Origin of the sequence: Pseudomonas danubii (assembly GCF_042980055.1) — a bacterium.
Classification (GTDB): domain Bacteria; phylum Pseudomonadota; class Gammaproteobacteria; order Pseudomonadales; family Pseudomonadaceae; genus Aquipseudomonas; species Aquipseudomonas danubii.
Map to the genome: position 1 here is coordinate 3942743 of NZ_CP116502.1, position 23218 is coordinate 3965960.

General features: G+C 64.6%; 24 protein-coding genes. 9 read left to right on the forward strand and 15 right to left on the reverse strand.

The genetic code is table 11. The annotated features are described in order from the left end of the window. Nucleotides 1–3 precede the first annotated feature (3 nt). Both PFZ56_RS18305 and PFZ56_RS18310 read right to left on the reverse strand, forming a co-directional pair. Complete coding sequence (locus PFZ56_RS18305) at nucleotides 4–939, reverse strand: phytanoyl-CoA dioxygenase family protein (protein ID WP_102879833.1); 936 nt, start codon at nucleotides 937–939, stop codon at nucleotides 4–6. A 118-nt stretch (nucleotides 940–1057) separates the two neighbouring features. Then, the gene (locus PFZ56_RS18310; protein WP_222933759.1) at nucleotides 1058–1468 is read right to left on the reverse strand and encodes a hypothetical protein; all 411 of its coding nucleotides are present in this window, start codon (nucleotides 1466–1468) and stop codon (nucleotides 1058–1060) included. A 303-nt stretch (nucleotides 1469–1771) separates the two neighbouring features. Here PFZ56_RS18310 and PFZ56_RS18315 point away from each other — a divergent pair, with 303 nt between their 5' ends. Further along, nucleotides 1772–2146, forward strand: a complete 375-nt coding sequence (locus PFZ56_RS18315; protein ID WP_102879831.1) for a hypothetical protein — start codon at nucleotides 1772–1774, stop codon at nucleotides 2144–2146. A 28-nt stretch (nucleotides 2147–2174) separates the two neighbouring features. On the opposite strand, the gene PFZ56_RS18320 is transcribed toward PFZ56_RS18315, so the two are convergent. Genes PFZ56_RS18320 through PFZ56_RS18350 form a run of 7 tightly spaced genes read right to left on the reverse strand, consistent with a single transcriptional unit; the run spans nucleotide 2175 to nucleotide 8525 of the window. Beyond that, nucleotides 2175–3587: an ATP-binding protein gene (locus PFZ56_RS18320; RefSeq protein ID WP_170003083.1), complete on the reverse strand. Its 1413-nt coding sequence runs from the start codon at nucleotides 3585–3587 to the stop codon at nucleotides 2175–2177. After that, nucleotides 3584–4246, reverse strand: coding sequence for a response regulator (locus PFZ56_RS18325; protein ID WP_102864368.1), 663 nt, complete (start codon nucleotides 4244–4246; stop codon nucleotides 3584–3586). Before PFZ56_RS18325 ends, PFZ56_RS18320 begins: the two co-directional genes overlap by 4 nt. 22 nt (nucleotides 4247–4268) lie before the next feature. After that, nucleotides 4269–4913, reverse strand: a complete 645-nt coding sequence (locus PFZ56_RS18330; protein WP_102879829.1) for a tetratricopeptide repeat protein — start codon at nucleotides 4911–4913, stop codon at nucleotides 4269–4271. Continuing rightward, nucleotides 4910–5719, reverse strand: coding sequence for an SDR family oxidoreductase (locus PFZ56_RS18335; protein ID WP_110595783.1), 810 nt, complete (start codon nucleotides 5717–5719; stop codon nucleotides 4910–4912). Before PFZ56_RS18335 ends, PFZ56_RS18330 begins: the two co-directional genes overlap by 4 nt. Next, nucleotides 5706–6380: a TenA family transcriptional regulator gene (locus PFZ56_RS18340; protein ID WP_170003081.1), complete on the reverse strand. Its 675-nt coding sequence runs from the start codon at nucleotides 6378–6380 to the stop codon at nucleotides 5706–5708. Before PFZ56_RS18340 ends, PFZ56_RS18335 begins: the two co-directional genes overlap by 14 nt. After that, nucleotides 6377–7858 (reverse strand): AMP-binding protein, encoded by a 1482-nt coding sequence (locus PFZ56_RS18345; protein ID WP_170003079.1) that lies wholly within the window; start codon nucleotides 7856–7858, stop codon nucleotides 6377–6379. Before PFZ56_RS18345 ends, PFZ56_RS18340 begins: the two co-directional genes overlap by 4 nt. After that, on the reverse strand, nucleotides 7848–8525 hold the full coding sequence (locus tag PFZ56_RS18350) for a thermostable hemolysin (protein WP_102879825.1): 678 nt from the start codon (nucleotides 8523–8525) through the stop codon (nucleotides 7848–7850). Before PFZ56_RS18350 ends, PFZ56_RS18345 begins: the two co-directional genes overlap by 11 nt. A gap of 210 nt (nucleotides 8526–8735) precedes the next feature. On the opposite strand from PFZ56_RS18350, the gene PFZ56_RS18355 reads away from it, so the two are divergent. Further along, entirely contained in the window at nucleotides 8736–9287 is a 552-nt protein-coding gene (locus PFZ56_RS18355) for a cytochrome b (protein WP_102879824.1), read from the forward strand. A gap of 141 nt (nucleotides 9288–9428) precedes the next feature. On the opposite strand, the gene PFZ56_RS18360 is transcribed toward PFZ56_RS18355, so the two are convergent. The 4 genes from PFZ56_RS18360 to PFZ56_RS18375 form a co-directional block, all read right to left on the reverse strand. Beyond that, a complete protein-coding gene (locus tag PFZ56_RS18360; protein ID WP_170003077.1) occupies nucleotides 9429–10469 on the reverse strand; it encodes a DUF6602 domain-containing protein in 1041 nt (346 codons plus the stop codon). A 17-nt stretch (nucleotides 10470–10486) separates the two neighbouring features. Then, complete coding sequence (locus PFZ56_RS18365) at nucleotides 10487–11593, reverse strand: DNA alkylation repair protein (protein WP_170003075.1); 1107 nt, start codon at nucleotides 11591–11593, stop codon at nucleotides 10487–10489. Between the two features lie 202 nt (nucleotides 11594–11795). After that, nucleotides 11796–13619, reverse strand: coding sequence for a monovalent cation:proton antiporter-2 (CPA2) family protein (locus PFZ56_RS18370; protein WP_102864377.1), 1824 nt, complete (start codon nucleotides 13617–13619; stop codon nucleotides 11796–11798). 189 nt (nucleotides 13620–13808) lie between these two features. Further along, nucleotides 13809–14699, reverse strand: coding sequence for a LysR family transcriptional regulator (locus PFZ56_RS18375; RefSeq protein WP_102879820.1), 891 nt, complete (start codon nucleotides 14697–14699; stop codon nucleotides 13809–13811). Between the two features lie 170 nt (nucleotides 14700–14869). On the opposite strand from PFZ56_RS18375, the gene PFZ56_RS18380 reads away from it, so the two are divergent. The 4 genes from PFZ56_RS18380 to PFZ56_RS18395 all read left to right on the forward strand — a co-directional run bounded on the left by PFZ56_RS18380 (nucleotide 14870) and on the right by PFZ56_RS18395 (nucleotide 20110). Then, a complete protein-coding gene (locus tag PFZ56_RS18380; RefSeq protein WP_102879819.1) occupies nucleotides 14870–15952 on the forward strand; it encodes a 4-oxalomesaconate tautomerase in 1083 nt (360 codons plus the stop codon). Between the two features lie 43 nt (nucleotides 15953–15995). After that, the gene (dctA, locus tag PFZ56_RS18385) at nucleotides 15996–17321 is read left to right on the forward strand and encodes a C4-dicarboxylate transporter DctA (protein ID WP_110653456.1); all 1326 of its coding nucleotides are present in this window, start codon (nucleotides 15996–15998) and stop codon (nucleotides 17319–17321) included. A 139-nt stretch (nucleotides 17322–17460) separates the two neighbouring features. Beyond that, the gene (locus PFZ56_RS18390; protein ID WP_110595774.1) at nucleotides 17461–18765 is read left to right on the forward strand and encodes a CitMHS family transporter; all 1305 of its coding nucleotides are present in this window, start codon (nucleotides 17461–17463) and stop codon (nucleotides 18763–18765) included. A gap of 91 nt (nucleotides 18766–18856) precedes the next feature. Then, nucleotides 18857–20110, forward strand: a complete 1254-nt coding sequence (locus tag PFZ56_RS18395; RefSeq protein WP_102880089.1) for an OprD family porin — start codon at nucleotides 18857–18859, stop codon at nucleotides 20108–20110. Nucleotides 20111–20115: 5 nt separating this feature from the next. Here PFZ56_RS18395 and PFZ56_RS18400 read toward each other — a convergent pair whose 3' ends face one another. Together PFZ56_RS18400 and PFZ56_RS18405 are read right to left on the reverse strand one after the other, a co-directional pair. After that, nucleotides 20116–21126 (reverse strand): M48 family metallopeptidase, encoded by a 1011-nt coding sequence (locus PFZ56_RS18400; protein ID WP_170003073.1) that lies wholly within the window; start codon nucleotides 21124–21126, stop codon nucleotides 20116–20118. A 27-nt stretch (nucleotides 21127–21153) separates the two neighbouring features. Beyond that, nucleotides 21154–21753, reverse strand: a complete 600-nt coding sequence (locus tag PFZ56_RS18405) for a LemA family protein (protein ID WP_102879815.1) — start codon at nucleotides 21751–21753, stop codon at nucleotides 21154–21156. Nucleotides 21754–21923: 170 nt separating this feature from the next. Between PFZ56_RS18405 and PFZ56_RS18410 the strand changes: the two genes are divergently transcribed. From PFZ56_RS18410 to PFZ56_RS18420, 3 genes are all read left to right on the forward strand, one after another. Beyond that, nucleotides 21924–22373: a DUF4265 domain-containing protein gene (locus PFZ56_RS18410; protein WP_249735873.1), complete on the forward strand. Its 450-nt coding sequence runs from the start codon at nucleotides 21924–21926 to the stop codon at nucleotides 22371–22373. A 22-nt stretch (nucleotides 22374–22395) separates the two neighbouring features. Beyond that, nucleotides 22396–22803 (forward strand): Imm10 family immunity protein, encoded by a 408-nt coding sequence (locus tag PFZ56_RS18415; RefSeq protein WP_102880088.1) that lies wholly within the window; start codon nucleotides 22396–22398, stop codon nucleotides 22801–22803. Nucleotides 22804–22879: 76 nt separating this feature from the next. Continuing rightward, nucleotides 22880–23218: an FKBP-type peptidyl-prolyl cis-trans isomerase gene (locus PFZ56_RS18420; RefSeq protein WP_060843293.1), complete on the forward strand. Its 339-nt coding sequence runs from the start codon at nucleotides 22880–22882 to the stop codon at nucleotides 23216–23218.

The window sequence follows — 23218 nt, forward strand, 5'->3', positions numbered from 1 at the left end:
GGTTCAGAGAATCGGCCCGCAATGGGCCGAACTGCGGATCGCTGCACCGGGCTTGATGTCGACGAAGCGCGAGCCGTAGGACACCGGGTTCAGCGGGCCGCCGTCCAGGCCCATGCCCAGGCCACCGGCGCTGCGGGTTTCACCTTCCTGCATCAGTGGATCAAGGCATGCCCGCCAGTCCAGCAAGCGCAGGGTCACGGCCTGGCGCCGTTCCAGGTCGCCGGGCAGCAAGGGGCTGGAGCGGTGCCACAGGTATTTGCTGAACAGTAGGGCGTCGCCGGGATCGAAGGCCTCTTCGATGCGTTGCTCCTCGAAGGCGTCGGTAAGCACCCCGGGCGTGCAGTAGGTCTGGCGCAGGTGCGCGGAAAATTCGGCCACCGTCTCGCCCCGTGCCAGTTTGCCTGCCAGCAGGCGCGAGAACTGGAAGTTCTCCTGGGCCGAGAACAGCGACAGGGGCACCCAGGCCATGCCGCCACCTTGCAGTTGGGGGCGGATCGGCTGCAACGGCATCCACAGACTGAAGGCCGGGTCCTGGGGGCGGATGTAGCGAAAGTTCAGCGAGTCGTAATGCCAGGCAAAGCCCGAGCGTCCCACCCCCAGCTCGAAGCTCTGGGCCTCGCTCATGATCAAGCGGCAGCCGGTGAGGCGGGTCAGCACCTGGGCGAAGGCCGGTTGCCGGTAGAGGCGTTCGAGGATGCCCACCTGGGTCACTCGGTGGGTCAGGCGGCTGAAACCGTCGCCATGGGCCGAGGTGCCCGAGGGGGCAGGGCGCAGTTGGCTGTTGGCCAGCTCGCGCAGTTGCAGGATGGCCGCGGGCGTCAACAGACTGCGCAGTTTGATGAAGCCACGCTCTTTGAAGTGCCGCAGATCGTCCTGGTCCAGACGCAGCGGGTTGACCAGGGCAGGGGCGGTGTCAGGCAGGAGCGGTGGCAGGTTCACAGGGGTAGTCCATTACCAGGGGACAGGGCCCTTGAGTATGGACAGCGCGAGCTGGGTCGGCAGGCTGGATTCGACCTCGAACAACGCCTTTGCGACATCGGGCAGAGAAGGCGGCGTCTTAGCCGCCAGGCCGGGCGTAGCGGTCCTGGGTCTGGATGAACTCATCGAAGGCCCGGGAGTTGTAGACCTCAAGGCAAGCATGCAGCACCACCTTGTCGCGGCTGTATTTGCTGCTTCCCGAGGCCTGCTCATAGGCTTGTGCCACGTAGTCGGTGGTGGCGGTGTAGGGGTTGTGCAGGGTTTCCAGGGTGTCTTCGTTCTGCAGCACGTTGTACAGGCCTATCCCCAGCACGCCGTACATGCCGACGGCGTGGCCGACGTCCTGACGCATGGCCGAGGGTTCCTCGAAGCGCTCGGCCAGGCAGTTGGCCAGGCCGTAGTTCTTCAGGGATTGGCGGGCAGCTTCGACCTCACTGGTGGCCTGGGCCGCGCTGCAGGCAGCGGCCAGCGATAACAGCAATACGCTCATCCTTTTCACCCTTGCCACTCCTCGATCCAGGCATCCGCCAGTGCTGACGGCGGCAGATGGTCGGCGTTGCCACGGCGCTTGTCAACGAGCCGGCCTGCCGTCGATCCCATGCCCCAGACAGCCCTTGCACCGCAGGATTCCCAGCTCTCTTTTACGCCGCTATTGCTCTAGAATGCCGGCGCTTTGAGCGCCGCCGTTGAGGACCATGCCCGGCCCTGCTCAAGGCGATTGTCCAGGCCTGCCTGCGCCTGCTGGACCTGCCCCCTCTTGAAGACCCCACGGGTAAAAGGAACGACCCTCCCGATGCAAAAAATCAAACTCATTCTGGGCTCCGCGCTGGCGGTGTTCCTGGCGTACCAGGCCTACGGTTCGTTCTACTACGGCACGCCGTATCAGGGCCGCGACTACAGTCCTGACCAGGCCTTCTACTACCAGAAATACCGCTTGTTCAGCTGGCGCACCTGGATTCCCACCATGACCATGCCCGGTGATGGCGACAGCTCGCGGTACAGCGTTGGCGGCTACCTGCGGGTGTTCAAGGCCGACGGCACGCTGGTGGGGCAGTCCTATGACGGCTGCATTGCGGTGGTGGAAGTGTCCTGGTACGACGATGCGGTGGGCGGCTTCGGCTGCAGCGAGCACTTGATCGCGCTGTCCGGGAAGGCCACGCCGGACTGAGCGTTCAGTCCCGGCGCCCGCCCATGGTCTATGGCTCGCGGCGCGCCGTCCAGGCGCTGCCCAGCCGCAGCGGTTGCTGGCAGGGAATCGACAAGGTCGCGCGCAGGCCGCCCTGGGGCAGGTTGTCGAGGCTGATCCGGCCACCCAGGTGGCGGGCGATGACGCTGACGATGGTCAGCCCAAGGCCGGCGCCGTGGACGTTGCCGCGACTGTAGAAGCGCTCGAACAGCCGCTCGCGTTCCCCTTCATCGATGCCCGGGCCCTGGTCTTCCACGCTCAGTTCGAAGTGTTCGTCGACCTGGGTCAGGCGCACGCTGATCACGCCATTGGCCGGTGAAAAGTTCACCGCGTTGCTGATCAGGTTATTCAGGGCAATATCGATGGAGGCCGCTTCAGCGCGAACCGGATAGGGACGCTCGTCCACCTCGAAGGACAGCTCCAGGCCCTTGTTCAGCAGCCACGGGGTCAGTTGCACCAGGCTGTCGCGCACGGTGTGGGCCAGGTCCACGGTCTGCTCGCTGGGCATCTGCGCCTTGGGTTCCAGGCGGGCCATGGTCAGCAACTGGTTGACCAGGCGCCCGGCGCGGTCGACGCCCAGGATCAGCGATTCCAGGGAGGCTCGGCGTTCCTGTTCGGTGCCGGCTTGCAACAGGTTCTGCGCGTGCACGCGCAACACCGCCAGGGGCGTGCGCAGCTCATGGGCGGCGTCGGCAATGAAACGCCGCTCGCGGCCCAGCAGTTCCTGAATCTGCGTCAGCATGCGGTTGAGGGCAGCCTGCATGGGTTCCAGTTCCCTGGGCAGCGGTTCCAGGTGCAAGGGTTCCAGGGAACCGCTGGGCCGGGCCCGGAGCAGGGCGGCCATATTGGCCAGGGGGCGCAGGCCCCAGCCGATGGCCAGCCAGATCATCAGCACCAGCAGCAGGCTGCCGACCACATTGGGCCACAGGGTGTGGCGCATGATGCGGTTGACCAGGTCACTGCGCACATCGACTCGCTCGCCGACCCAGACCCGCAGCCCGGAATCCTGATCATCCAGGATGAAGGTGCGCCACTGATGGTCGTTGCCGTCCTGTTCATTGCCGAACCCTGGCGCCAGCGGCTGCACCGCCAGGGCGGGGGCGCTGGTGGTACGCACCAGCAGGCTGCCTTTGCGGTCCCACACCTGGAAGGCGATCTTGCTTTCGTAGGGGTGACCGTCGACCTGGGGCATGGCCTGGCTCAGTGCCAGGTTGAAGGCGTGATACAGCTGGGCCTGCTCGGCGCTGCTGTTGGGCATGCGCATGATGCCCAGCAGCAGCCGGGCATGTTGCGCCAGTTGGGCGTCGTAGACCTCGTCGATCTCGTGGTTGCTGTCGTGCAGGTTGAAGGTCGTCAGAATCAGCAGGCCGGCGAACAGCAGACCGATGATCAGGGTCAGGGTGCGTCGGCGGATCGAATTCATCGACGCTCCTCCACCAGATAACCGACCCCGCGAATGGTGCGGATCAGGTCGGCGGAAAACTTCTTGCGCAGATGGTGGATGTGCACTTCCAGGGTGTTGCTCTCGGCCTCTTCATTCCAGCCGTAGAGCAACTGCACCAGGCGGTCGCGGGTCATCACCCTACCCGGCGGCGAGAGCAGTTCGTAGAGCAGCTGGTACTCCTTGGGTGTCAGGGCCACCGGCTCGCCGTGGTAGTGCACCTGCTGGGTGCCAGGGTCGAGGCTGATGCCAGCGTGCTCGATCAGCACCCGGGCGCGCCCGGCACTGCGCCGCAGCAGGGCCCGCAGCCGGGCCTTGAGTTCGTCCAGGTCGAAGGGCTTGATCAGGTAGTCGTCGGCGCCGGCGTCCAGGCCGGCGATACGGTCTTCGGTGGCGTCCCGGGCGGTGAGAATCAGCACCGGCAGGGTCGAGCCACTGTCACGCAGGCGCTTGAGCACTTGCAGTCCATCCAGGCGCGGCAGGCCGAGGTCGAGCAAGGCCAGGTCGAAGGTTTCGCTGAGCAGCGCATGCAACGCGCTGCTGCCGTCCTTGAGCCAGTCCACGGTGTAGCCTTCGCGAGTCAAGGCTTGGTGGATACCTTCGCCCAGGGGCTGGTCGTCCTCGATCAGTAGTAAGCGCACAACGACTCCTGTCCTGTCCGGATCATTTGATTTTCTTGCCCACCTCGGCCAGCAGCGCCTGGATCTCTTCGTGCCGGCCCTTGTCGGCCACTTCCCGCCCGGGGCGCGGAGCAGCTTGCAATGCCTTGAGCAAAGCGACCCGGGCTTCACCGTAGCGGCCCTGGCGATACAGGTGGTCACCCCAGAAGTACAGACTATCCAGGCCGTCGGGGTTTTGCTGCAAGGCTTGCTTGAGCAGCTCCTCGGCCTTGTCGGCGTCGCCGAACCCGATGGGCCAGCCAGGAACGCGATCATACAGTGCACCCAGGCTGGTGTAGGCAGAACCCTGCAGGGCCTTGGGGTCCAGATTCAGCGCCCGTTCCAGGTCGGCCTTGGCCGCCTTGACCTTGCTCAAGGCCCCCAGCCCGCCCTGGGCTCCGGCCCAACTGCTGGTGACGATGCCCGACCAGATCCAGGCTTCGGCGACCGCCGGGCGCTCCTGGGTAAAGGCCCGGGTTTGCGTGGCCAGCTGTTCAAAGGCGGCGGCCCGTTGCTCGGCCGGCACCTGGTACTGAATGTGCGCCCAGCCTTGCTGGATGACGCCGAGACGTTGCTGGTCCGCCGTATCCAGGGCCCAGGCGGGCAGGCTCAAACAGCCCAGCAACAGTGCGCTGATCAGGTTCTTCATGGTTTTTCGTGCTCCCGTTCGGATCGGATACTCAGCCGCCGGATCAGCGGCAGGTGTTTACGCAGGCCGCGGTCCACCAGGTTGGGCAGCAGACTGTTGAGGCGGACAAAAAAGCGTTCCGGCCAGCCCAGGTACAACTCGCGGTGGTCGCCGGCAATGGCGTGGACCACCGCGCTGGCCACGGTCTGCGGATCGTCGACGTTGCTTTTCAAGGCATCGTTCAAGGCCTGGGCGGCGGGGCTGTTCATGCTGGTGCGGGTGGCTCGCGGCGCCACATAGAGCACGTTGACCCGGGTGTCCGCCAGTTCCCGGCGCAGGGCCTCGGAGAAACCGCGCAAGGCGAACTTGCTGGCGCAGTAGGCGGCATAACCGGGGTAGCCGATGGAGCCGTAGGTGGAGCCGACGTTCACCACCATGGCGCTGGAAGCCTGTTGCAACAGCGGTAGCAGCAGGCGAGTCAGGCACATCGGTGCGCCGATGTTGACCGCCAGCATGGCGTTGATCTCGGCGTCTTCGAGCTGTTCGAGCATGGCGAAGTGATTGATTCCGGCGGCGTTGATCAGCAGGTTGACGCTACCGATGGCCTCGGCGGCCAGCAGCACCTTGCGCCGGTCGCTGAGAAAGGTCAGGTCCGCCGAGACCCAGCACAGTTGATTCGGGTAACGCGCCAGCAGCGGCTCCAGGGGTTCCTTGTGCCGGGCCACGGCCAGCACCTGGGCGCCACTGGCGCACAGGGCCTCGGCGATGGCCAGGCCGATGCCGCCACTGGCCCCGGTGAGCACGGCACGGGTTTCAGGCAGGCGCATGGGCGCGCTCCCCGACACGTGGCAGACCGCGGAACATCTCGCTGTACAGGTGGTAGACCACCTTCGAGGCATGGATCACTGCGGCCTGGTCGGCAGGGTCGTCGAGACGCTCCATCAGGCGCTTGTAAGTCTGCATATGCTCGATGTCCAGGGAACCGTGGGAGGCCAGGTAACTGAAGGCGCTCTGGGGCAGTTGCAGACTGTCCTGGATGCTGCCGGCGGCCAGGGTGGCCAGGGCGATGCTGGTGCCTTCGAGCACGTTGACCATGCCGAACAGTCCCACCGGATTGTCCCGGGCGATCAGGTCATAGAGAAAGCTCACCATCAACTCGATGGCCAGGGACGGGCGGCCATCGCGAACCGCCAGACGGTCGCCGCCGCAGGCGACGATGTCGTTGAGCACCCACTGTTCATGGCCGTACTCCTCCTCGATGTACTCGCACACCGCGCCGCGCAGCCATTCCAGACGTTCCGGCAGGCGTGCGCCGCACGCCATCATCAGCGGCACGGTGTGGCGCACGTGGTAGTAGGCCTGGGTCAGGAACGCCCGGTAGCCCTCAAGGCTGACCTGGCCGGCCAGGGCTTCACGAATGATCGGCAGGCTGAACAGCTGTTCCCGTTCCCGGGAGGTGGCGGCTTGCAGTTGGTCGAAAAAACTCATGACGATGATTCCTCGGAATGAACAGTAGGGCAGAGCAGGTCGCGGTAGCGTTCAACGATGGCCTCGCGGCGAGGCCGGCCGTTGGCGGTGAGCAGGCCGTTGGCTGGGGTGAAGGGGTGCTGCAGGCGGGTCCAGTGGTGGACCTGGGCGTAGTCCGGCAAGGCCTCGTTGGCCTGGGCCACGGCGGCGTCCAGTTGGCTGTCGCTGCAGTCCGGCCGATGGGGCCAGAGCAGGGCATGGTTGCGAGGCAGGGCCTCGCCGTAGACGAAGGCTTGGGCAATATGGCTGCGCTGGGTCAGTTCGGCTTCGACCCATTCGGGGTTGACGTTGCGCCCGTAGCTGGTGACGAACTGGTGCTTCTTGCGGCCCTTGAGATAGAGGTAGCCATCGCTGTCGAACTCACCGATATCGCCGCTGTGCCACCAGCGCTCGACCCGCTCGGGTTCACCCAGGTAGCCCAGCAGCAGCGAGCCCTCGATCAGCACCTCGCCGTCGGCGGCCAGGTGCACTCGGACATGGGGCAAGGGCTGGCCGACGCTGCCTGGGCGGTGTGCGCCGGGACGGTTGAGGCACACCACCGAGGCGCACTCCGACAGCCCGTAGCCCTCGTACACCGGCAGGCCCAGGCGCTGGGCGCGTTGCAGCAGCTCCAGCGAGACCTTGGCCCCGCCCACGGCGGCAAAGCGCAGGCTGGCGGGATTGAACAGGCGCTGTTCGGCGGCCCCCACCAACAACAGCAACAACTGTGGCACCAGGATCAGGCTTTCGGGCTGGCGCTGGGCCAGGCAGCCGAGCAAGGTGGGCGCGTCGACCCCGCTGGCGCCCTGGATGCCCAGGGTTTTCTGGCTCGGCAGGCTGAGGGTGGCACCGGCATAAAGCGCGGCGTAGCAGCCCAGGTTTTCCAGGAGAATCCCCAGGGGCAGCAGCGCCAGGTGATGGCGCGGGTTGCTGGAGTGACTGGCCTGTTCCAGTTCCCGGGCCACCCGCAGCAGGCTGTCGGCGCCCAGGCACACGCCTTTGGGGGTGCCGGTGGTGCCGGAGGTGAAGGTCAGTTTCGCGGTGCCTGGCGGCAGGATCGAGGGCCCATCGAAGCGTCGGCGCCAGAATTCGCCCTGGCGCTCATAGCCGGCGGCTTGCAGTGGCGCCTCCTGGCCGTCTTCGGCCAGCAGCAGCTCGGCGCGGCTCTGTTCCAGGCAGTGCTGGCGCTGGGCAGCGCTGAAGAAGGGCGGCAGGGTCAGGCAGGTCAGGCCCTCGAACAGCGCAGCCAGGTCCCAGAGCAGCAGTTCCGGGCCGTTGTCCAGGGCCAGGGCCAGCACGTTTACCTGTGCCTCGCGCAGCCGTTGCTGGCGGTCGATCACCTCGGCATACAGGGTGGCGTAGTCCAGGTGCAGGCGATCGCCCCAGAGTGCAATGTGGGCGGTCTTTTCTTCGGCGTGCTTGCGTAGTGCTTCCTTGAAGCGCTGCACTTCAGGCGACATGGGTGTTCTCCTCGAATGACTCCGGCAAGCCCAGGCGGTTGAACATCCCCATGTTGCGCAAGTGGATGAAGCCTGCGCGGATGCTGCCCACGTGTACCGATGGCTGGCTTTGGTAGTAGCTGCCCCAGTGATGCCGCTCTTCACCCAGGCGCTCGGGATCGGCCGCGCACAGGGTCAGGGGGCGCAGGCCCAGGCGATGAAAGCTGTTGACCAGGCCGATGTTGCCGGTGAACGCCACCCACTCCAGGCCACCCATGGCCAGCAGCCAGGTGATGGCGATGATGGACAGGCGTGCGCTGCCGGTGTCGCTGGCCGCCAGGTTGCCCACTTCCACCACGCCCTGACGCGCCGTCGGGCGCTGGGCGGCGAAGTCGATCAACTCCTCGATCGGTGCATCCAGATAACGTTCCAGAAACAGCGGGCCGCTGCTGGCCAGGCGCACCCCGGCGACGGCGCACAGCGCGCCCTGGGGATCACTCAAGCCGAACAGCTCCGGCATGAACTGACGGATGGTGGCGCCGTGGACCTGCTGGAATCGCTGGCTGACGTAGGTTTCGAAGACGGGGCGCTGAACCTCCCCGGGCAGGCTGCGGGCCAGGGTCAGGGCCGTGGCGCAGTCCCGGCCGAAGTTGAGGGGCAGATGGATGTTCCAGTCAAAACCAGGCATGGATGCAGAGCCTCCCGAGGCATGTTGGGGAGGAGTATCGGCAGGCTTTCTTAACGAAGTCTGAAGATGGCCAAAAGACATTTTTTGCGCTCTTCAGGTTGCCTTAAGGCTGGCAACACAAGGTGGCCCACCCGAGCGACAAAAGGCGTTGCGCGGGCCCTGCGACGACCTGAATGACTCGGGCGTCCCGAACCACCGTGAGGACTGTGTATGACTGCTCAATCCGTACCATCGCGTTACGCGCGACTGTCGATCCTGATGCACTGGCTGATGCTGGCGCTGTTCGTCGGCGTCTATGCCTGCATCGAACTCAAGGGGCTGATGCCCAAGGGCAGTACGGCCCGGGGGCTGTTTCTCGGGCTGCACAGCCTGTTCGGGATCAGCATCTTCGCCCTGGTGTGGATTCGCCTGGTGGCCCGCCTGCAACCGCGCCCCCCGATCTTGCCGGCGCCCTCTGCCTGGCAGACCGGGCTGTCGCACCTGATGCACCTGGTCCTTTATGCACTGATGATTGCCACGCCGCTGCTGGCCTGGCTGATGCTCTCGGCGGCGGGCAAGCCCGTGCCTTACTTCGAGTTCTTCCTGCCGGCCGCGCCGGTGACGGTGGACCCTGATCAGGCGCGATTCTTCAAGCACTGGCACGAGCAACTGGGTAGCGCCGGCTACTGGCTGATCGGCCTGCATGCCGTGGCCGGGCTGTTCCACCACTACTGGGTAGGCGACAACACCCTCAAGCGCATGCTGCCGGGTGCACGGCGCTGAAATACGGCGTGGCCGGCAGGCGCCGGCTGGCCAGCGAACCGCCGCGCCGCGGTCTGCCGATTCTCCACGGCGTCCTCAGGATCGCTTTCGCCGGCAAGCCGGCTCCTGCGGGGGGATGGTCTGTGGGGGCTGTCGATGGCTTCAGGTCCTGGCCTTCCACAGGCCGAACTTGCCCGCCAGATCCAGCTTGGGATCACGCACCCGGGTCAGGTTGATCGCGGCGCCGGACCAGCCGCCCTCCATCTCTTCACTCAGGTGGTATTTCAACAGGTTGTACTGGATCGCCGTCCCCCCCAGTTGCTGGTAGCCGATGCGTGAGGTCACCGCCTCCAGCAAGCTGGAAATCAGGTACTGCAGCGGCGTTTCGTAGGCCTTGATGGCGATGCCGTAGTCGAAGCTCTCAGCGTTGCTTTCGCGAAAGCAGGCGAAGAATTCCTGCTTGCTCATGCTGCTGGACATGGCCGTGTTGTAGCTCTGGCGACAGGCTTCGAGGTCGGCAGCGCCGGGCCGGGGCAGGGCCAGGTGGTTGTTGAGGTTCTTCAGGGTCACACAGCCCTGGGTGGCGATGACCTCGGGCATCAGGGTCACGTCCAGTTCACCGGCACGGTCGGGGAGGTTGTGCCAGCTGTTCAGGCTGTTGCGCAGTTGCTCCAGGCTGGCGCCGGGATAGCCTCGATAGCCGTACACATACGCCGGCGGCAGCACTAGGCCCATGACCGAATTCATCTGCGAGACCGTGAGGTTCTGATAGTCGCGGTCATAGATGCGCGTGCTGTACTCGTCGAGGGAATGGCGCAGCACCGAGGGCTTGAGGTTGCGCACCGACTTGCCGTTCTCCAGGGCCTCGAACAGGCTCTTTTCGTTGAGCTGGGACTTGACCTCCACGGTGGCGATCACCCCTTCGATCAGGTACACGTCGGCCGAGCCGAAGGTGCGCAGCGTGGGGAAATCGTTGCGGTAGATGATCAGGTCGATCTGCTTGGAGATGCCGCCTTGGGCGTCGATGATCTGCCCGGCACCGATGCTGATGTTGCTCGGTAGAAAACGCTTGAGGACGTCACGGATGAAACTCTCCCGGGCGTCGCCAAGGACCCCGGAGTGGCTGGCGATGGTGCTGCTGACGCTGAAACTGCTTTCCAGGACCCGGGCGATGGATTTCGCCCATTTGCTGATGATTGCCACGCGGTCTTCCTTGAATGTCAGGGGATGAGCAAGTCGAAATGGCTGGCGGCCAGGGGTTCGCCGTTGACCAGCAACTGCACGCCATGGCGTCCGGGATAGTGACGGCGGGTGGTCAGTTCGCGGATCTGCTGGCTGCGGCCCAGGTCCACCCGGGCCAGGCCTTGCAGGGTGAAGGTCTTGAGCTTGAACACCTTGCTCGCCGTGGCGCCTGAAGCCTTGACGTAGTCGATGGCGTAATCCACCACCAGGCGCTGGTGGCGGGGGCTGGTGGAGACCAGGGTCAGGGACAGGTTGAGGCTGTCCCCCAGGCGCAATTGCCCGGGAGCCACCTGGAAGCGGCTGACCTCGACTTCAGCCCGGGCCCCGGCCCCGATGATCGCCAGGGCCCGGCGGTCGCCCTGCTTGATCAGGCTGCGCAAGGCATGACGGGCGATCCAGGCACTGTGGGGTTGCTCCAGGGGCCAGCCTTCAAGGCGTTCCAGGACCCATTGCGGGTGCTCCTTGGTGATGTCGTTGAGGTGATTGGCCACGGATTTGCGCACGTACAGGCTGGGGTCGTTGCGCAGGCGTTCGAGGATCGGCGCCGCCAACTGCGGGTCGGCCTGCAGCTGTTCCAGGCGAAACGACCAGGGCAGGCGCGGACGGCTGCCCTCGCTGGCCAGGCGACGCACGTGTTCATCGCTGTCGGTGGCCCACTCCTGCAGCACGGCCAGCGTGCGCTGGCAGTCCTGGCGCAGAAAGTGGCGCACGGCGAACTCGGATGAACCAAACCCGGTGAAGTACTTCAGGGCTTGCATGGAGCGCTCGAAATCGTCCAGGCCGAAACTGGCCACGTAATGGGGCAGGAAGATGCACACAAAGCGGCTGTTCAGGCGCGGTGCCAGTTGGCGCAACAGCTCGAGGCTGGTGGCGTAGTCCAGGTCCAGTACCTGATGCAGGCTGTCGCTGACCCGGGCCAGGCGCTGCATCAGTGACAGCTGGGGCAGATCCTGGCTGGCCAGCTGCAAGAAGGCCTGGCGCTGGAAGTCTGGATACACCGCGTGCATCTGCTCGGCGATGTGTTCCAGGCGTTCCTGGTTGAAGATCTCCTTGAGGGCGGGAGCGTTCTGCTGGCTTGAGCTCATGGGGTGTATCCGTTCAGTGGCGAGGCGGCGCCCACTTTACACAACCGCTCCTGACAGAATCTGTCGGTAGTCGCTGGCCACCACCACAACCTGCCGTCCCCAGTCGCTGGTTGGCCTGCCAAGCAGTCCCTGGGGTCTGGGCCAGGTTCAGTGGCCTGTTCGCCAGCAAGCCGGCTCCCACGCGGTGTTGTCTGAAGCGCCGTCAGCGCATCGGCGGCAGCGGGCTCTCGATCTGCTCGTCCTGCTCGTCGGCGGCGAACAGTCGGGCCAGTTCGGCTCGGGCTTCCTGGGCGCTCTGCAGCACTTTGGCAGCGTCGTCGTAGACCGCGTGCTGGGCCGCCAGCAGCTGTTCGTCGTGCTGGGTGAAGCGCTGGATTCGCGAGTCGGCCTGGGCCTGGCTGAGCCCCAGGCCCACCAGGGTGCGGCGGCTCATTTCCAGGCTGGAGTAGTAGGTTTCCCGCACGGCCTGGGCCTCCAGGTCCATCAGCCGGTGCACGTGCTGGCGGTTGCGCGCCCGGGCGATGATCTTCAGGTGCGGGTAGAGCTTGCGCACCTGCTCGGCGGTCTTGATGTTGGTTTCCGGGTCATCGGTGGCGATGACGAAGTACTCCGCTGTACCGACCTTGGCCGCGCTGAGGATTTCCGGGCGCATGGGGTCGCCGTAGAACACCGGCATGCCGCCAAAACTGCGGATCAGTTCGATGGTGTCCACCGAGGTGTCCAGGGCGACGAAGGGAATTTTCTGCGCCCGCAGGATACGCGCCACGATCTGCCCCATGCGGCCCATGCCGGCGATCACCACCCGCGGGCTGTCGGCATCGATCTGGCGGTATTCGGCGGGCATTTCCAGGGGCTTGGCCTTGGGTTTGAGCCAGCGCGAGCAGGCCAGCAACAGCAGCGGGGTCAGGGCCATGGACAGGGTAATGGTGAGCACCAGCAGGTCATGCAGGCGGGCCTCGAACAGGCCCTGGTCGCGACCGATCTTGAACACCACGAAGGCGAACTCACCGCCGGCCGCCAGCACCACGCCCAAGCGCACCGCGCTCTCGCGATTGAGCTCACCGGCCAGCCGCCCGACCACAAACAGCAGCGGCAGCTTGAGGCCGATCAGCAGCAGGGTCAGGCCCAGCACCGCGATGGGCGCGCTGAGCAGCAGGCTGATATTGGCGCCCATGCCGACGCTGATGAAGAACAGCCCCAGCAGCAGGCCCTTGAAGGGTTCGATCTGCGCTTCCAGCTCATGGCGGTATTCCGAGTCCGCCAGCAGCAGGCCGGCGAGGAAGGCGCCCAAGGCCATGGACACGCCCACCAGATCCATCAGCCAGGCGGTGCCGATCACCACCAGCAGGGCGGTGGCGGTGGACACTTCCGGCAAGCGGGTGCGAGCCACGATGCGAAACACCGGGCGCAGCAGGTAACGCCCGCCCACCACCACCACGGCGATGCTGCCCAGCACTTGCAGGCCGTGACGCAGATCCTCGGCGCTGCTGGTGTGGTGATCGTTGCCGGCCAGCACCGGGACCATGGCGATCAGCGGAATGGCGGCGATGTCCTGGAACAGCAGGATGGCGAAGGCCATGCGCCCGTGGGGGCTGTTCAGCTCCTTGCGTTCGGCCAGGCTTTGCAGGCCCAGGGCGGTGGATGACAGGGCCAGGCCCAGGCCCAGCACGATGGCGCTGTTCAGCGATTGGCCGAACAGAAACAGCGCCACCACGCCGATCACTGTGCCGGTCAACAACACCTGGGCCAGGCCAGCGCCGAACACCGCCTTGCGCATCACCCACAAGCGCTTGGGCGACAGCTCCAGGCCGATGATGAACAACAGCAGCACCACCCCCAGCTCGGAGATGTGACTGACGCTTTGCGGATTGCCCACCAGCCCCAGCACCGAGGGGCCGATCAGCACCCCGGCCAGCAGGTAGCCGAGCACGGCCCCCAGTTGCAGGCGCTTGGCCAGGGGCACGATCAGCACGGCGGCGCAGAGGAACACGACGGCGGCTTGTAGCAGGTTGCCTTCATGGGGCATCGGGGGGACTCCAGGGAGAACGGGGCGCAGTGGATGATAAAGGCTCGCCGGTGACAATCAGCGGATGGCTGTTGCCAGTCTGCGCCCGGATAAAAACGGCGTGGATGTTCTGAGACTGGCGGTGCGCCCTGCAAGGCACGTCGGAGTAGGAGGGAGGCTGGAGAGGGGGGAGTTGGAGGGGCGCACCGGTCAGTGCGGCCACTGCTCCAGCAGGATCGCCACGAATTTTTCCGCCGCCGGCGACAGCGATGCGCCGCGTCGATACACCAGGCCCAGGGTGCGATTGACCACGGGGTCGGTCAGCGGAACGCTGACCAGGGTCGGGTGATCGGCGGCCGGCATGGCCAGGCTTGGCATCGCCGACACCCCGAGGCCGGCCTCCACCATGCCCAGCGACGTGGACAGGTGCTGCACCTCGTAGAACCACTGGGGCCGCCAGCTCAAGCCGGACAGGGCATGGTCCAGCAGCATGCGGTTGCCGCTCAGGCGACCGACGCCGATCAAGCGGTAGTCGCTCAGTTCCGACCAGGTCACCGAGCTGCGCTTGGCCAGTTCGTGGTCACGCCGGCAGGCCAGGACAAAGGGCTCGTTGACCAGTGGCACGAACTCGATGTCCGGGTGCTGGCCGCTCATCATGTTGATGCCGAAGTCCGCTTCGCCGCGCAGCACCGCTTCAAGGCCTTCGTTGGCACTGAGATCGAGCAGACGGATGCGGATTTTCGGGTAGCGCTGGTTGTACAGGCGGATCACCGACGGCAGGAAGTAGAAGGCCGCCGTGGGGATGCAGGCCAGGGTCACCTGACCGATCTGCCGTTCTGCCAGCTCACGGATGTTGAGGATCGAGTCGTCGAAGTCGTCCAGCAGGCGTCGGGCCTTGGGCAGAAAATCGCGACCGACGCTGGTCAGGCTGACCTTGCGCGTGGTGCGGTCGAGGAGGGCGGTGCCCAGCCCCTCTTCGAGCTTTTTCATGCGTCGGCTCAGGGCCGGCTGGGACAGGTGCAAGGCGTCGGCCGCTTCGTGAAAACTCCCCAGTTCGGCGATTTTCACGAAAGATCTGATGTCCTGAAGCTCATATTCCATGCGGGTTTCTCAAGGCGGGAGTCGGGTGGAACGCTGCCGGACACGATATTTAATTCATGCGTGAAACGCAATAATGTCTCTGATATTTGCATTGGAAACACTTTTTAATCCCTGACACTCTTGTGTCCAGAACATCAATTACCTCGATTGATCAACAAGAGTCAGTGTTCATGCAACGAATTCCTTGTGTGTTGATGCGCGGCGGCACCTCCAAAGGGCCGTTTTTTCTGGCCTGGGATCTGCCGGTGGCCGTGTCCGAGCGTGATGAGCTGTTGCTCAACCTGATGGGCTCCGGCCACGAGCTGGAAATCGACGGCATCGGCGGTGGCAGCCCGCAAACCAGCAAGGTGGCGATCGTCAGTCCGTCGCTGCACCCGGACGCGGATGTCGACTACCTGTTCGTCCAGGTCATGGTGTCCCAGCGGCGGGTCGATACCGCGCCCAACTGCGGCAACATGCTCTGCGCCGTCGGGCCCTTCGCCATCGAGCAGGGGCTGGTCAAGGCCACGGGGGCACAGACCCAGGTGCGGATTCGCAACCTCAACACCGGCACCCTGGTCAATGCCCAGGTCCAGACTCCCGATGGCAAGGTCAGCTACGAAGGCGATACCACCATTGACGGCGTGCCGGGCAGCGCGGCGCCGGTGGCCCTGACCTTTCTCGATGCCGCCGGGAGCAAGACCGGCCAGTTGTTCCCCACGGGCCAGCCCCAGGATTTGATCGACGGCATTGCCGTGACCTGCATCGACATGGCCATGCCCATGGTGCTGGTGCAGGCGGCCTGCCTGGGCAAGCGCGGCGATGAAAGCCCGGCCGAGCTGGACGCCGATGCGGACTTTCTCCAGCGCCTGGAAAACCTGCGGGTGAAGGCCGGGCTGGCCATGGGCCTGGGGGATGTCAGCGACAAAGTGATTCCCAAGCCGGTCCTGGTGTCCCGGGCCCAGTCCGGGGGCACCCTGGCGGTGCGCTATTTCATGCCCCACAACTGCCATCGAGCCCTGGCCATTACCGGCTCCATCGGCCTGGCTACCGCCTGTGTCACCGCCGGCAGTGTGGTGGCCGAGATGCTGGGCGGGATCAGCGAGCCGCGCCTGCAAAAGGTCCGTATCGAACACCCCAGCGGGGCAATAGATGTCGTATTGTCCTACAGCGGCACCCGCCCCGAGACCATCCGCGCCTCGGTGGTCCGCACCGCTCGCCGGTTATTTTCCGGGTATGTCTACGCGCCTGTTTCACAACGCCTTGCCGGGTAGTTGACGCGCTGTCGATCCCGGTTGCATCAGAACAATTCTAAAAATGGGTGATGCCATGAAAGTTGTTAAATCGCTCTACTTCCAGATCCTCTGTGCGGTGTTCCTCGGGGTTCTGGTGGGGCACTTCTGGGCCCAGCAAGCCATTGCCTTGAAGCCCCTGGGAGATGCCTTCATCAAGCTGATCAAGATGATGATCGCCCCGGTGGTGTTCTGCACCATCGTCACCGGCATCGCCGGCATGAGCGACAAGCGTTCCCTGGGCCGCCTGCTGAGCAAGACCATGCTGCTGTTCCTGGGCCTGACCCTGATCAGCCTGTGCATCGGCCTGGCGGCGGTCTACCTGTTCCAGCCCGGCGCGGGGATGAACATCGACCCCACCCGGCTGAACACCCAGGGCCTGTCCCAGTACACCGATTCGGCAGCCAAGCTGGGGGTGGTGGAGTTCTTCATGCACATCATCCCCGAGACCTTCATTGGCGCCTTCAACAAGGGCGAGGTGCTGCCGGTGCTGTTTATCGCGGTGCTGTGCGGGTTTGCCCTGTCGTCCCTGGGCGAGCGCGGCAAGCCGGTGCTGGAGGTGCTGGAGTCGGCCTCGCAGATGGTGTTCAAGATTTTTTCCTACCTGATGCGTTTCGCGCCGGTCGGTGCCTTCGGCGCCCTGGCCTTTACCGTGGGCCAGTACGGCATCACCTCCCTGGGCGCCCTGGCCAAGCTGATCATGACCCTCTACGTCGCCTGCGGTTTCTTTGTCTGCGTGGTCCTGGGCGGCATTTGTCGGGCAAACGGCTTCAGCCTGTGGAAGCTGTTGCGCTACCTGCGTGAAGAGTTCCTGGTGGTGCTCGGCACCTCGTCCACGGAGCCGGTGATGCCGCGCATGCTGGAAAAACTCCAGGCCCTGGGCTGCAAGAAAAGCGTGGTGGGGCTGGTGCTGCCTACCGGCTATTCGTTCAATCTCGACGGTACGGCGATCTACCTGTCCCTTGCGGCGATCTTCATTGCCCAGGCGTGCAACATCGAGCTGAGCGCCGGCCAGATCGTCACCATGCTGGCGATCATGCTGCTGTCGTCCAAGGGCGCCGCCGGGGTGACCGGCAGCGGTTTCGTGGCGCTGGCCTCGACCCTGACGGTGATTCATGACATTCCCCTGGCCGGCCTGGCGTTGTTGATCGGCATCGATCGCTTCATGTCCGAGGCCCGGGCCTTGACCAGCCTGGCGAGCAACGCCGTGGCGACGGTGGTGATCGCCCTCTCGGAGCAGGCCTGCGACCGCCAGGTGCTGTTGCGCACGCTCGATGGCCAGCCGCTTGCGGCTCAGGCCGCTGCCGCCGATGACAGCCCCGCGGCCGCTCTGGCAAGCAAGCTCGGCTAGACCTGCCAGGCAACAGCGCTTTACCCCAAGTACCGACTCAACACCTGCGCCGGGCGCCCTTGAACGGGGTGTCCGGTGCTCGGGTGGCCGTGCGCCCGCGCGCCGGTCATGCTCATCATAAAAACAAGAGAATCGACTTATGCTCGCTTTACTCGGCCTCGCCATGGTGGTGGTCTTTACCGTCCTGATCATGACCAAGCGCCTGTCGCCCATCGTCGCCTTGACGCTGGTGCCTATCGTTTTTGCGCTGCTCGGCGGGTTTGCCGGCAGCACCGGCAAGATGATGCTCGACGGCCTGAAAATGGTCGCGCCGTCGGCGGCGCTGTTGTTGTTCGCCATTCTGTTCTTCGGCTTGATGATCGATTCGGGGCTGTTCGATCCGCTGATCCGCAAGATTCTCAAGCGGGTCAATGGCGATCCGATCAAGATCGCCATCGGCACCGCGTTGCTGTCGCTGGTAGTCGCCCTGGACGGCGACGGCACCACCACCTACATGATTACCTGCGCGGCCATGCTGCCGTTGTACAAGCGCATCGGCATGAACCCGATGATCCTCGCCACCATCGCCATGTTGTCCCTGAGCATCATGAGCGGCATGACCCCGTGGGGCGGGCCGGCAACCCGAGCCATCGCCGCCTTGGGCCTGGATGCCGGCGAGTACTTCGTGCCGCTGTTGCCGACCATGATCGGCGGCGCCGCCTGGGTGGTGTTTACCGCCTACCTGCTGGGCCGGGCCGAGCGCAAGCGTATCGGCAATACCCAGCTGCAAAGCGGTGGCGGTGACTGCTACATCCAGGCGATTCTGGAAGACACGCCGCACAAGCGGCCCAGGCTGGCCTACGTCAACCTGCTGCTGGTGGTGGCGGTGATGACCGCGCTGGTGTTGGGCCTGATGCACTCGGCGGTGCTGTTCCTGATCGGTTTTGTCCTGGCGCTGATGATCAACTACCCGCAGTTGGATATTCAGAAGGAGCGCATTCTTGCCCATTCAGGCAACGCCATGACCGTGGTGCTGCTGGTCTTCGCCGCGGGGATCTTCGCCGGTATCTTCTCCGGCACCAAGATGGTCGATGCTCTGGCTCAGACCCTGGTGGACTGGATTCCGCCCTCCTGGGGCCATCTGTTCCCGCTGGTGGTGGCGCTCACCAGCATGCCGTTGACCTTCGTCCTGTCCAACGACGCCTACTACTTCGGCGTGGTGCCGATCCTGGCCAACGCGGCGGCGGCTTATGGCATTTCTCCCCTGGAAATCGCCCGCGCCTCGATTCTCGGCCAGCCGGTGCACCTGATGAGCCCGCTGGTGGCCTCGACCCTGCTGCTGGTGGGCATGGTGGACCGTGACATTGGCGACTTCCAGAAAGCCACGGTGAAGTGGGCCGTGCTGACCTCCCTGGTCATTACCGCCCTGGCCTTGCTGACCGGTGCCCTGACCCTGTTCGTCTGATTGCTTCGAAACCCTCTTTTGTGGCCTGGCGCGCCTGCTGGCGGGGCGCTTGGCGAACTGCGCCTTGAATAACAACAACGAGAAGTACGACATGAGCCATTTGCTGATTCGCGCAACGGTATTTTCCTGCTTGAGCCTGCCACCCGTGGCCGGACTTCAGGCCGCTGATTTCAACGATGACAGCAGCCTCAAGCTGCAATTGCGCAACGTTTATTTCAACGAAAACTTCCGCGACGAACACGGCCTCAGCGCCAAGGCTGCGCGCACTGCCAAGAGCGAGCGCACGGAATGGGCTCAAGGCTTCCTGCTTGACTATCAGTCCGGGTTCACCCCCGGCACCCTGGGGTTCGGGGTCGATGCCCTGGGGCTGCTGGGTGTCCGGCTCGATTCCGGCAAGGGGCGCAGTGGCACCGGGCTGCTGCCGGTGCACGACGACGGTCGCGCCGCGGGCGAATTTGCCAGTGCCGGCGCCACGGCCAAGGTGCGGCTGGCCAAGACCATCCTCAAGTACGGCACTTTGCTGCCCAAGACCCCGGTGCTGGTCTACAACGATGCCCGTCTGTTGCCGCAGACCTATCAGGGCACCCAGCTCACCAGCACGGATATCGACGGCCTGAGCTTGACCGGCGGTTATCTGCAGCGCTTCAAACTGCGGGACTCCACCGACAGCGTGGGGCTGGTGCCCGACGGTTACAGCGGTGGCCAGTCCGGGGACTTCCGTTACGGCGGGGCCGAATACAAGTGGAGCAAGAACCTGCGCCTGAGCTATTTCCATGGCGAGCTTGAGAACTTCTATCGGCAGGACTTTGTCGGCCTGCAACATGACCTGGCGCTGGGGCAGGGGACCTTGACCAGCGATCTGCGCTACTTCCGCAGTGCCGATTCAGGCGCGGCCTTTGACGGCAAGATCGCCAACCGCATGCTCAGCGGCCAATTGACCTACGCCATCGCCGGGCATTCCCTTGGCGGTGGTTATCAGCACCTCAGTGGCGATGCGGGTTTGCCGTATATCAGCGGCGCCACGGTCTACTCCTTCAGTAACGCCGGTATCGGCAAGTTCATCGAAGAGGGCGAGAAGACCTGGATGCTCAGCTATGGCTACAACTTCGCCAGCCTGGGTGTCCCCGGCCTGACCTTCAGCTCGCGCTACCTGAGCGGCAACGACGGCAAGTCCCGGACCCGGGTCGATGAGTGGGAGCGAGACGCCGAACTGGCGTATGTACTCCAGCAAGGCTCGCTCAAGGGGCTGGGGGTGAAGCTGCGCAATTATGTGTATCGCTCCGACTACTCCCGGGGGCGCGACAGCAACCGCCTCTACATCACTTACGACATTGCCCTTTGGTAGCGCATTTACAGCGGCTTGAAGCGCCCATCCCACTGCGGGTCCAGGCGCTGGATGCGTGCGGCCAGCGGCGGGTGGGTGGCGAACAGGCGTTCCAGGCGCAGTTTCACCCCCTGGTGGAAATACAGGTGGCTGTACTGCGCAGCGGCGAAGGCGCGCAGGCGTGAACCGGCGCTGCTGCCGCCGATCTTTTTCAGGGCGCCGGCAATGCCCTGGGGGTTGCGGGTGAACTGCACCGCCGAGGCATCGGCGAGAAACTCGCGCTGGCGGCAGATGGCGGCCTTGATCATATTGCCCAGCAAGCTGCCCAGGGAGCCGAAGACCAGCAGGGCCAGGCCCAGCACGGCGAAGATGATCTGCCAGAAGAAGCGGTGGCGGTCGCTGCCCAGGTGCTGGTGTTCAGCCTGGCGCAGCACCGCGATGCCCGCCAGGCTGAACACCAGCAGGCCGTGGATCACTGCCAGTAGGCGGGTATTGAGGCGCATGTCGCCGTTGTAAATGTGGCTGAACTCATGGGCGACCATGCCCTGCAATTCGTCGCGGTCCAGATGGATGAGGGCACCGCGAGTGATTCCGAGTACCGCCTGCTGCGGGGTCAGTCCGGCGGCGAAGGCATTAATCGCGTCTTCCGGCAGTACATACACGGCCGGCAGGGTGGCGCCCGAGGCCAGGGCCATTTCCTCGACGATGTTCAGCAGGCGCTGTTCTTCGCTGCCCCGTGGCGAGTCGTTGATCAGGCGTCCACCCAGGTGCTCGGCGATCACCTTGCCGCCGGCCCGCAGGCGCCAGGTCTTGTACCAACTGCCCAGCACCACCACCACGAGCATGAGCACTGCTATGACCGCGACCACGGTCCAGTTCAGTACCTTGGGCTGGCCGTACTGCTGATTCAGCTCGCGCCACAACAGGCCCAGCCCCAGGCTGCTGAGGCTGACCAGGGTGGTCACCGCCAGGGTCATCAACAGCAGCAGTTTGAGGGTGTGGCGCCGGGCACGGGCCTGGTGTTGAAAGAACTTCATGCAAGCTTCCGGGGGCAGGCGGCGGGGTTATTGAAAGGACACTTTGCTGGCGTCTTGGATCTGCGCGCTGTCGGCGAATTGCAGCAGGGCGGCATCGGCGCGATGGCCGAACAGCCCGGCGAAAAACAGCGCCGGCACCTGCTGTTTGCACAGGTTGTAGTCGGTCACGGCGTCGTTGAAGGCCTGGCGCGCGTAGGCGACCTTGTTCTCGGTGCTGGTGAGCTCTTCGCTAAGCTGCGCCATGTTCTGCGAGGCCTTGAGTTCCGGGTAAGCCTCCAGGCTCAGGTGCAGGCGGTCGAGGACCTGGTCCAGGGCACCCTGGTCCTGGCCCAGGCGGGCGATGCGCGCGCTGTCGCCGGGTTGCGCGGCGGCGGCTTGCAGGCTGTCCCGGGCACTGTTGCGGGCCTCGGCCAGGGCGGTCAGGGTCTGGCGCTCGTGCTGCAGGTAGCCTTTGACGGTCTCCAGCAGGTTGGGAATCAGGTCGTAGCGGCGCTTGAGTTGCACTTCGATCTGGGCGAAGGCATTGCGCAGGCGGTTGCGCCGGGTCGTCAGACGGTTGTAGAGACTGACCAGGTACAGCGCCAGAGCGGCGAGCAGCACCAGGGCGACGATATCGGCGGTGGCCATGGGATGTCCTTATCGGGGTGGGGCGTGAGGGCGGCCATGTTAACGGAAACGTCCCGGGCAGTGACAGACCTTTGCCACACTGCCATTCAAGGATTGCCACGGGCCGGCAATTCTGCGAAAAAGCGCTCGGCGTTCGCCGGCCTCAAGGTCGGGCGGGCGCTTTTTATTCAATGAACCAGGGACAGGTGATGGACAAGATCATGCTCAGGTTGACGGTGGTCGACGACTATCCACCGGTCGCCAGCGAAGGGGTCTGGGCGCAACAGCAGCCTGACGGTCTGTACCGAGTCGCCAATATTCCCTTCTATTCCCCGGATGTCTGTTACGAGGACGACGTCGCAGTCCAGGTGCAGGACGATGGCTTGAAGTGGTTCAAGCAGATCGAACGCAGCAGTGGCAACAGCACGCTGCGCCTGGTGTTTTTTGAAACCGGCCGGGCCCGGACGTCCGAGGTGCTGGAACGGATCAATGCCCTGGGCTGTCGTTGGGAGGGCATGAGCAAGGCCTTCTACTCAATCAATGTGCCGGCCTCGGTGCTGCTGGACAGCGTGCTGGACTACCTGCAGGCATGCTTTGAACAGGGTTGGCTGGACTATGAGTCCGGGTTGTTGCGCCAGTGAGCGTTAAAAGGAGCAGATGCTGATGAGCCTGAAGTTTCATGCAACCACCTACAGTGCCTGCACTGAGGACGAGGTCCGGATACTGGGCTTTGCCGACGATGGGCAACAGCCAGGGCATTACCTGCTGCTGCAGCGTGCCGAATGCGTTGACGAGCAGGATCGGCAACTGGGCATGGACACCTACTATGTAGAACTGGGCGGGCAGGACGTGGCCGGCTACGGTGGTATCGAGCGCCTGCAATTGGCGCCGGGGCATTTGACCCTGCACTTTTCCAGCACCCTGGACTGGTGCCGTGCCTTGCCCAACCTTGAAGTCAGCTGGGATGCCGGGCTGGCCAGCGTCGAGGAGGTCGAGGCGGCGTTCGGCGAGATGTTTCTGGGCACCGACACAGCGGTCCAGGTCCAGCACGGGGCGGCTGCAGCGCAGTGATTGCCAAGCAGCGGCAATTCTGCGAAAAAGCGCGCCGCGGTCCCGTGTCGGGGCAATGTTTGAACGGGAGTGAAGCATGAGTGACCAATTGCAGGTGATCGATATCCAGCTGGGCGACGGCAAGGCGGTGGTCAAGGGCGCTTTGATCACCACCCAGTACCGGGGCTTTCTGGAGGACGGCAGCAGCTTCGATTCCTCCTACGATCGCGGCAAGCCGTTCCAGTGCGTGATCGGCACCGGGCGGGTGATCAAGGGTTGGGACCAGGGCCTGATGGGCATGCAAGTGGGCGGCAAGCGCAAACTGCTGGTGCCGGCGCACCTGGGCTACGGCGAGCGCAGCATGGGGGCGATCCCGCCCAACTCGAACCTGATCTTCGAGATCGAGTTGCTGGAAGTGCTGACCCGTGACGATTGA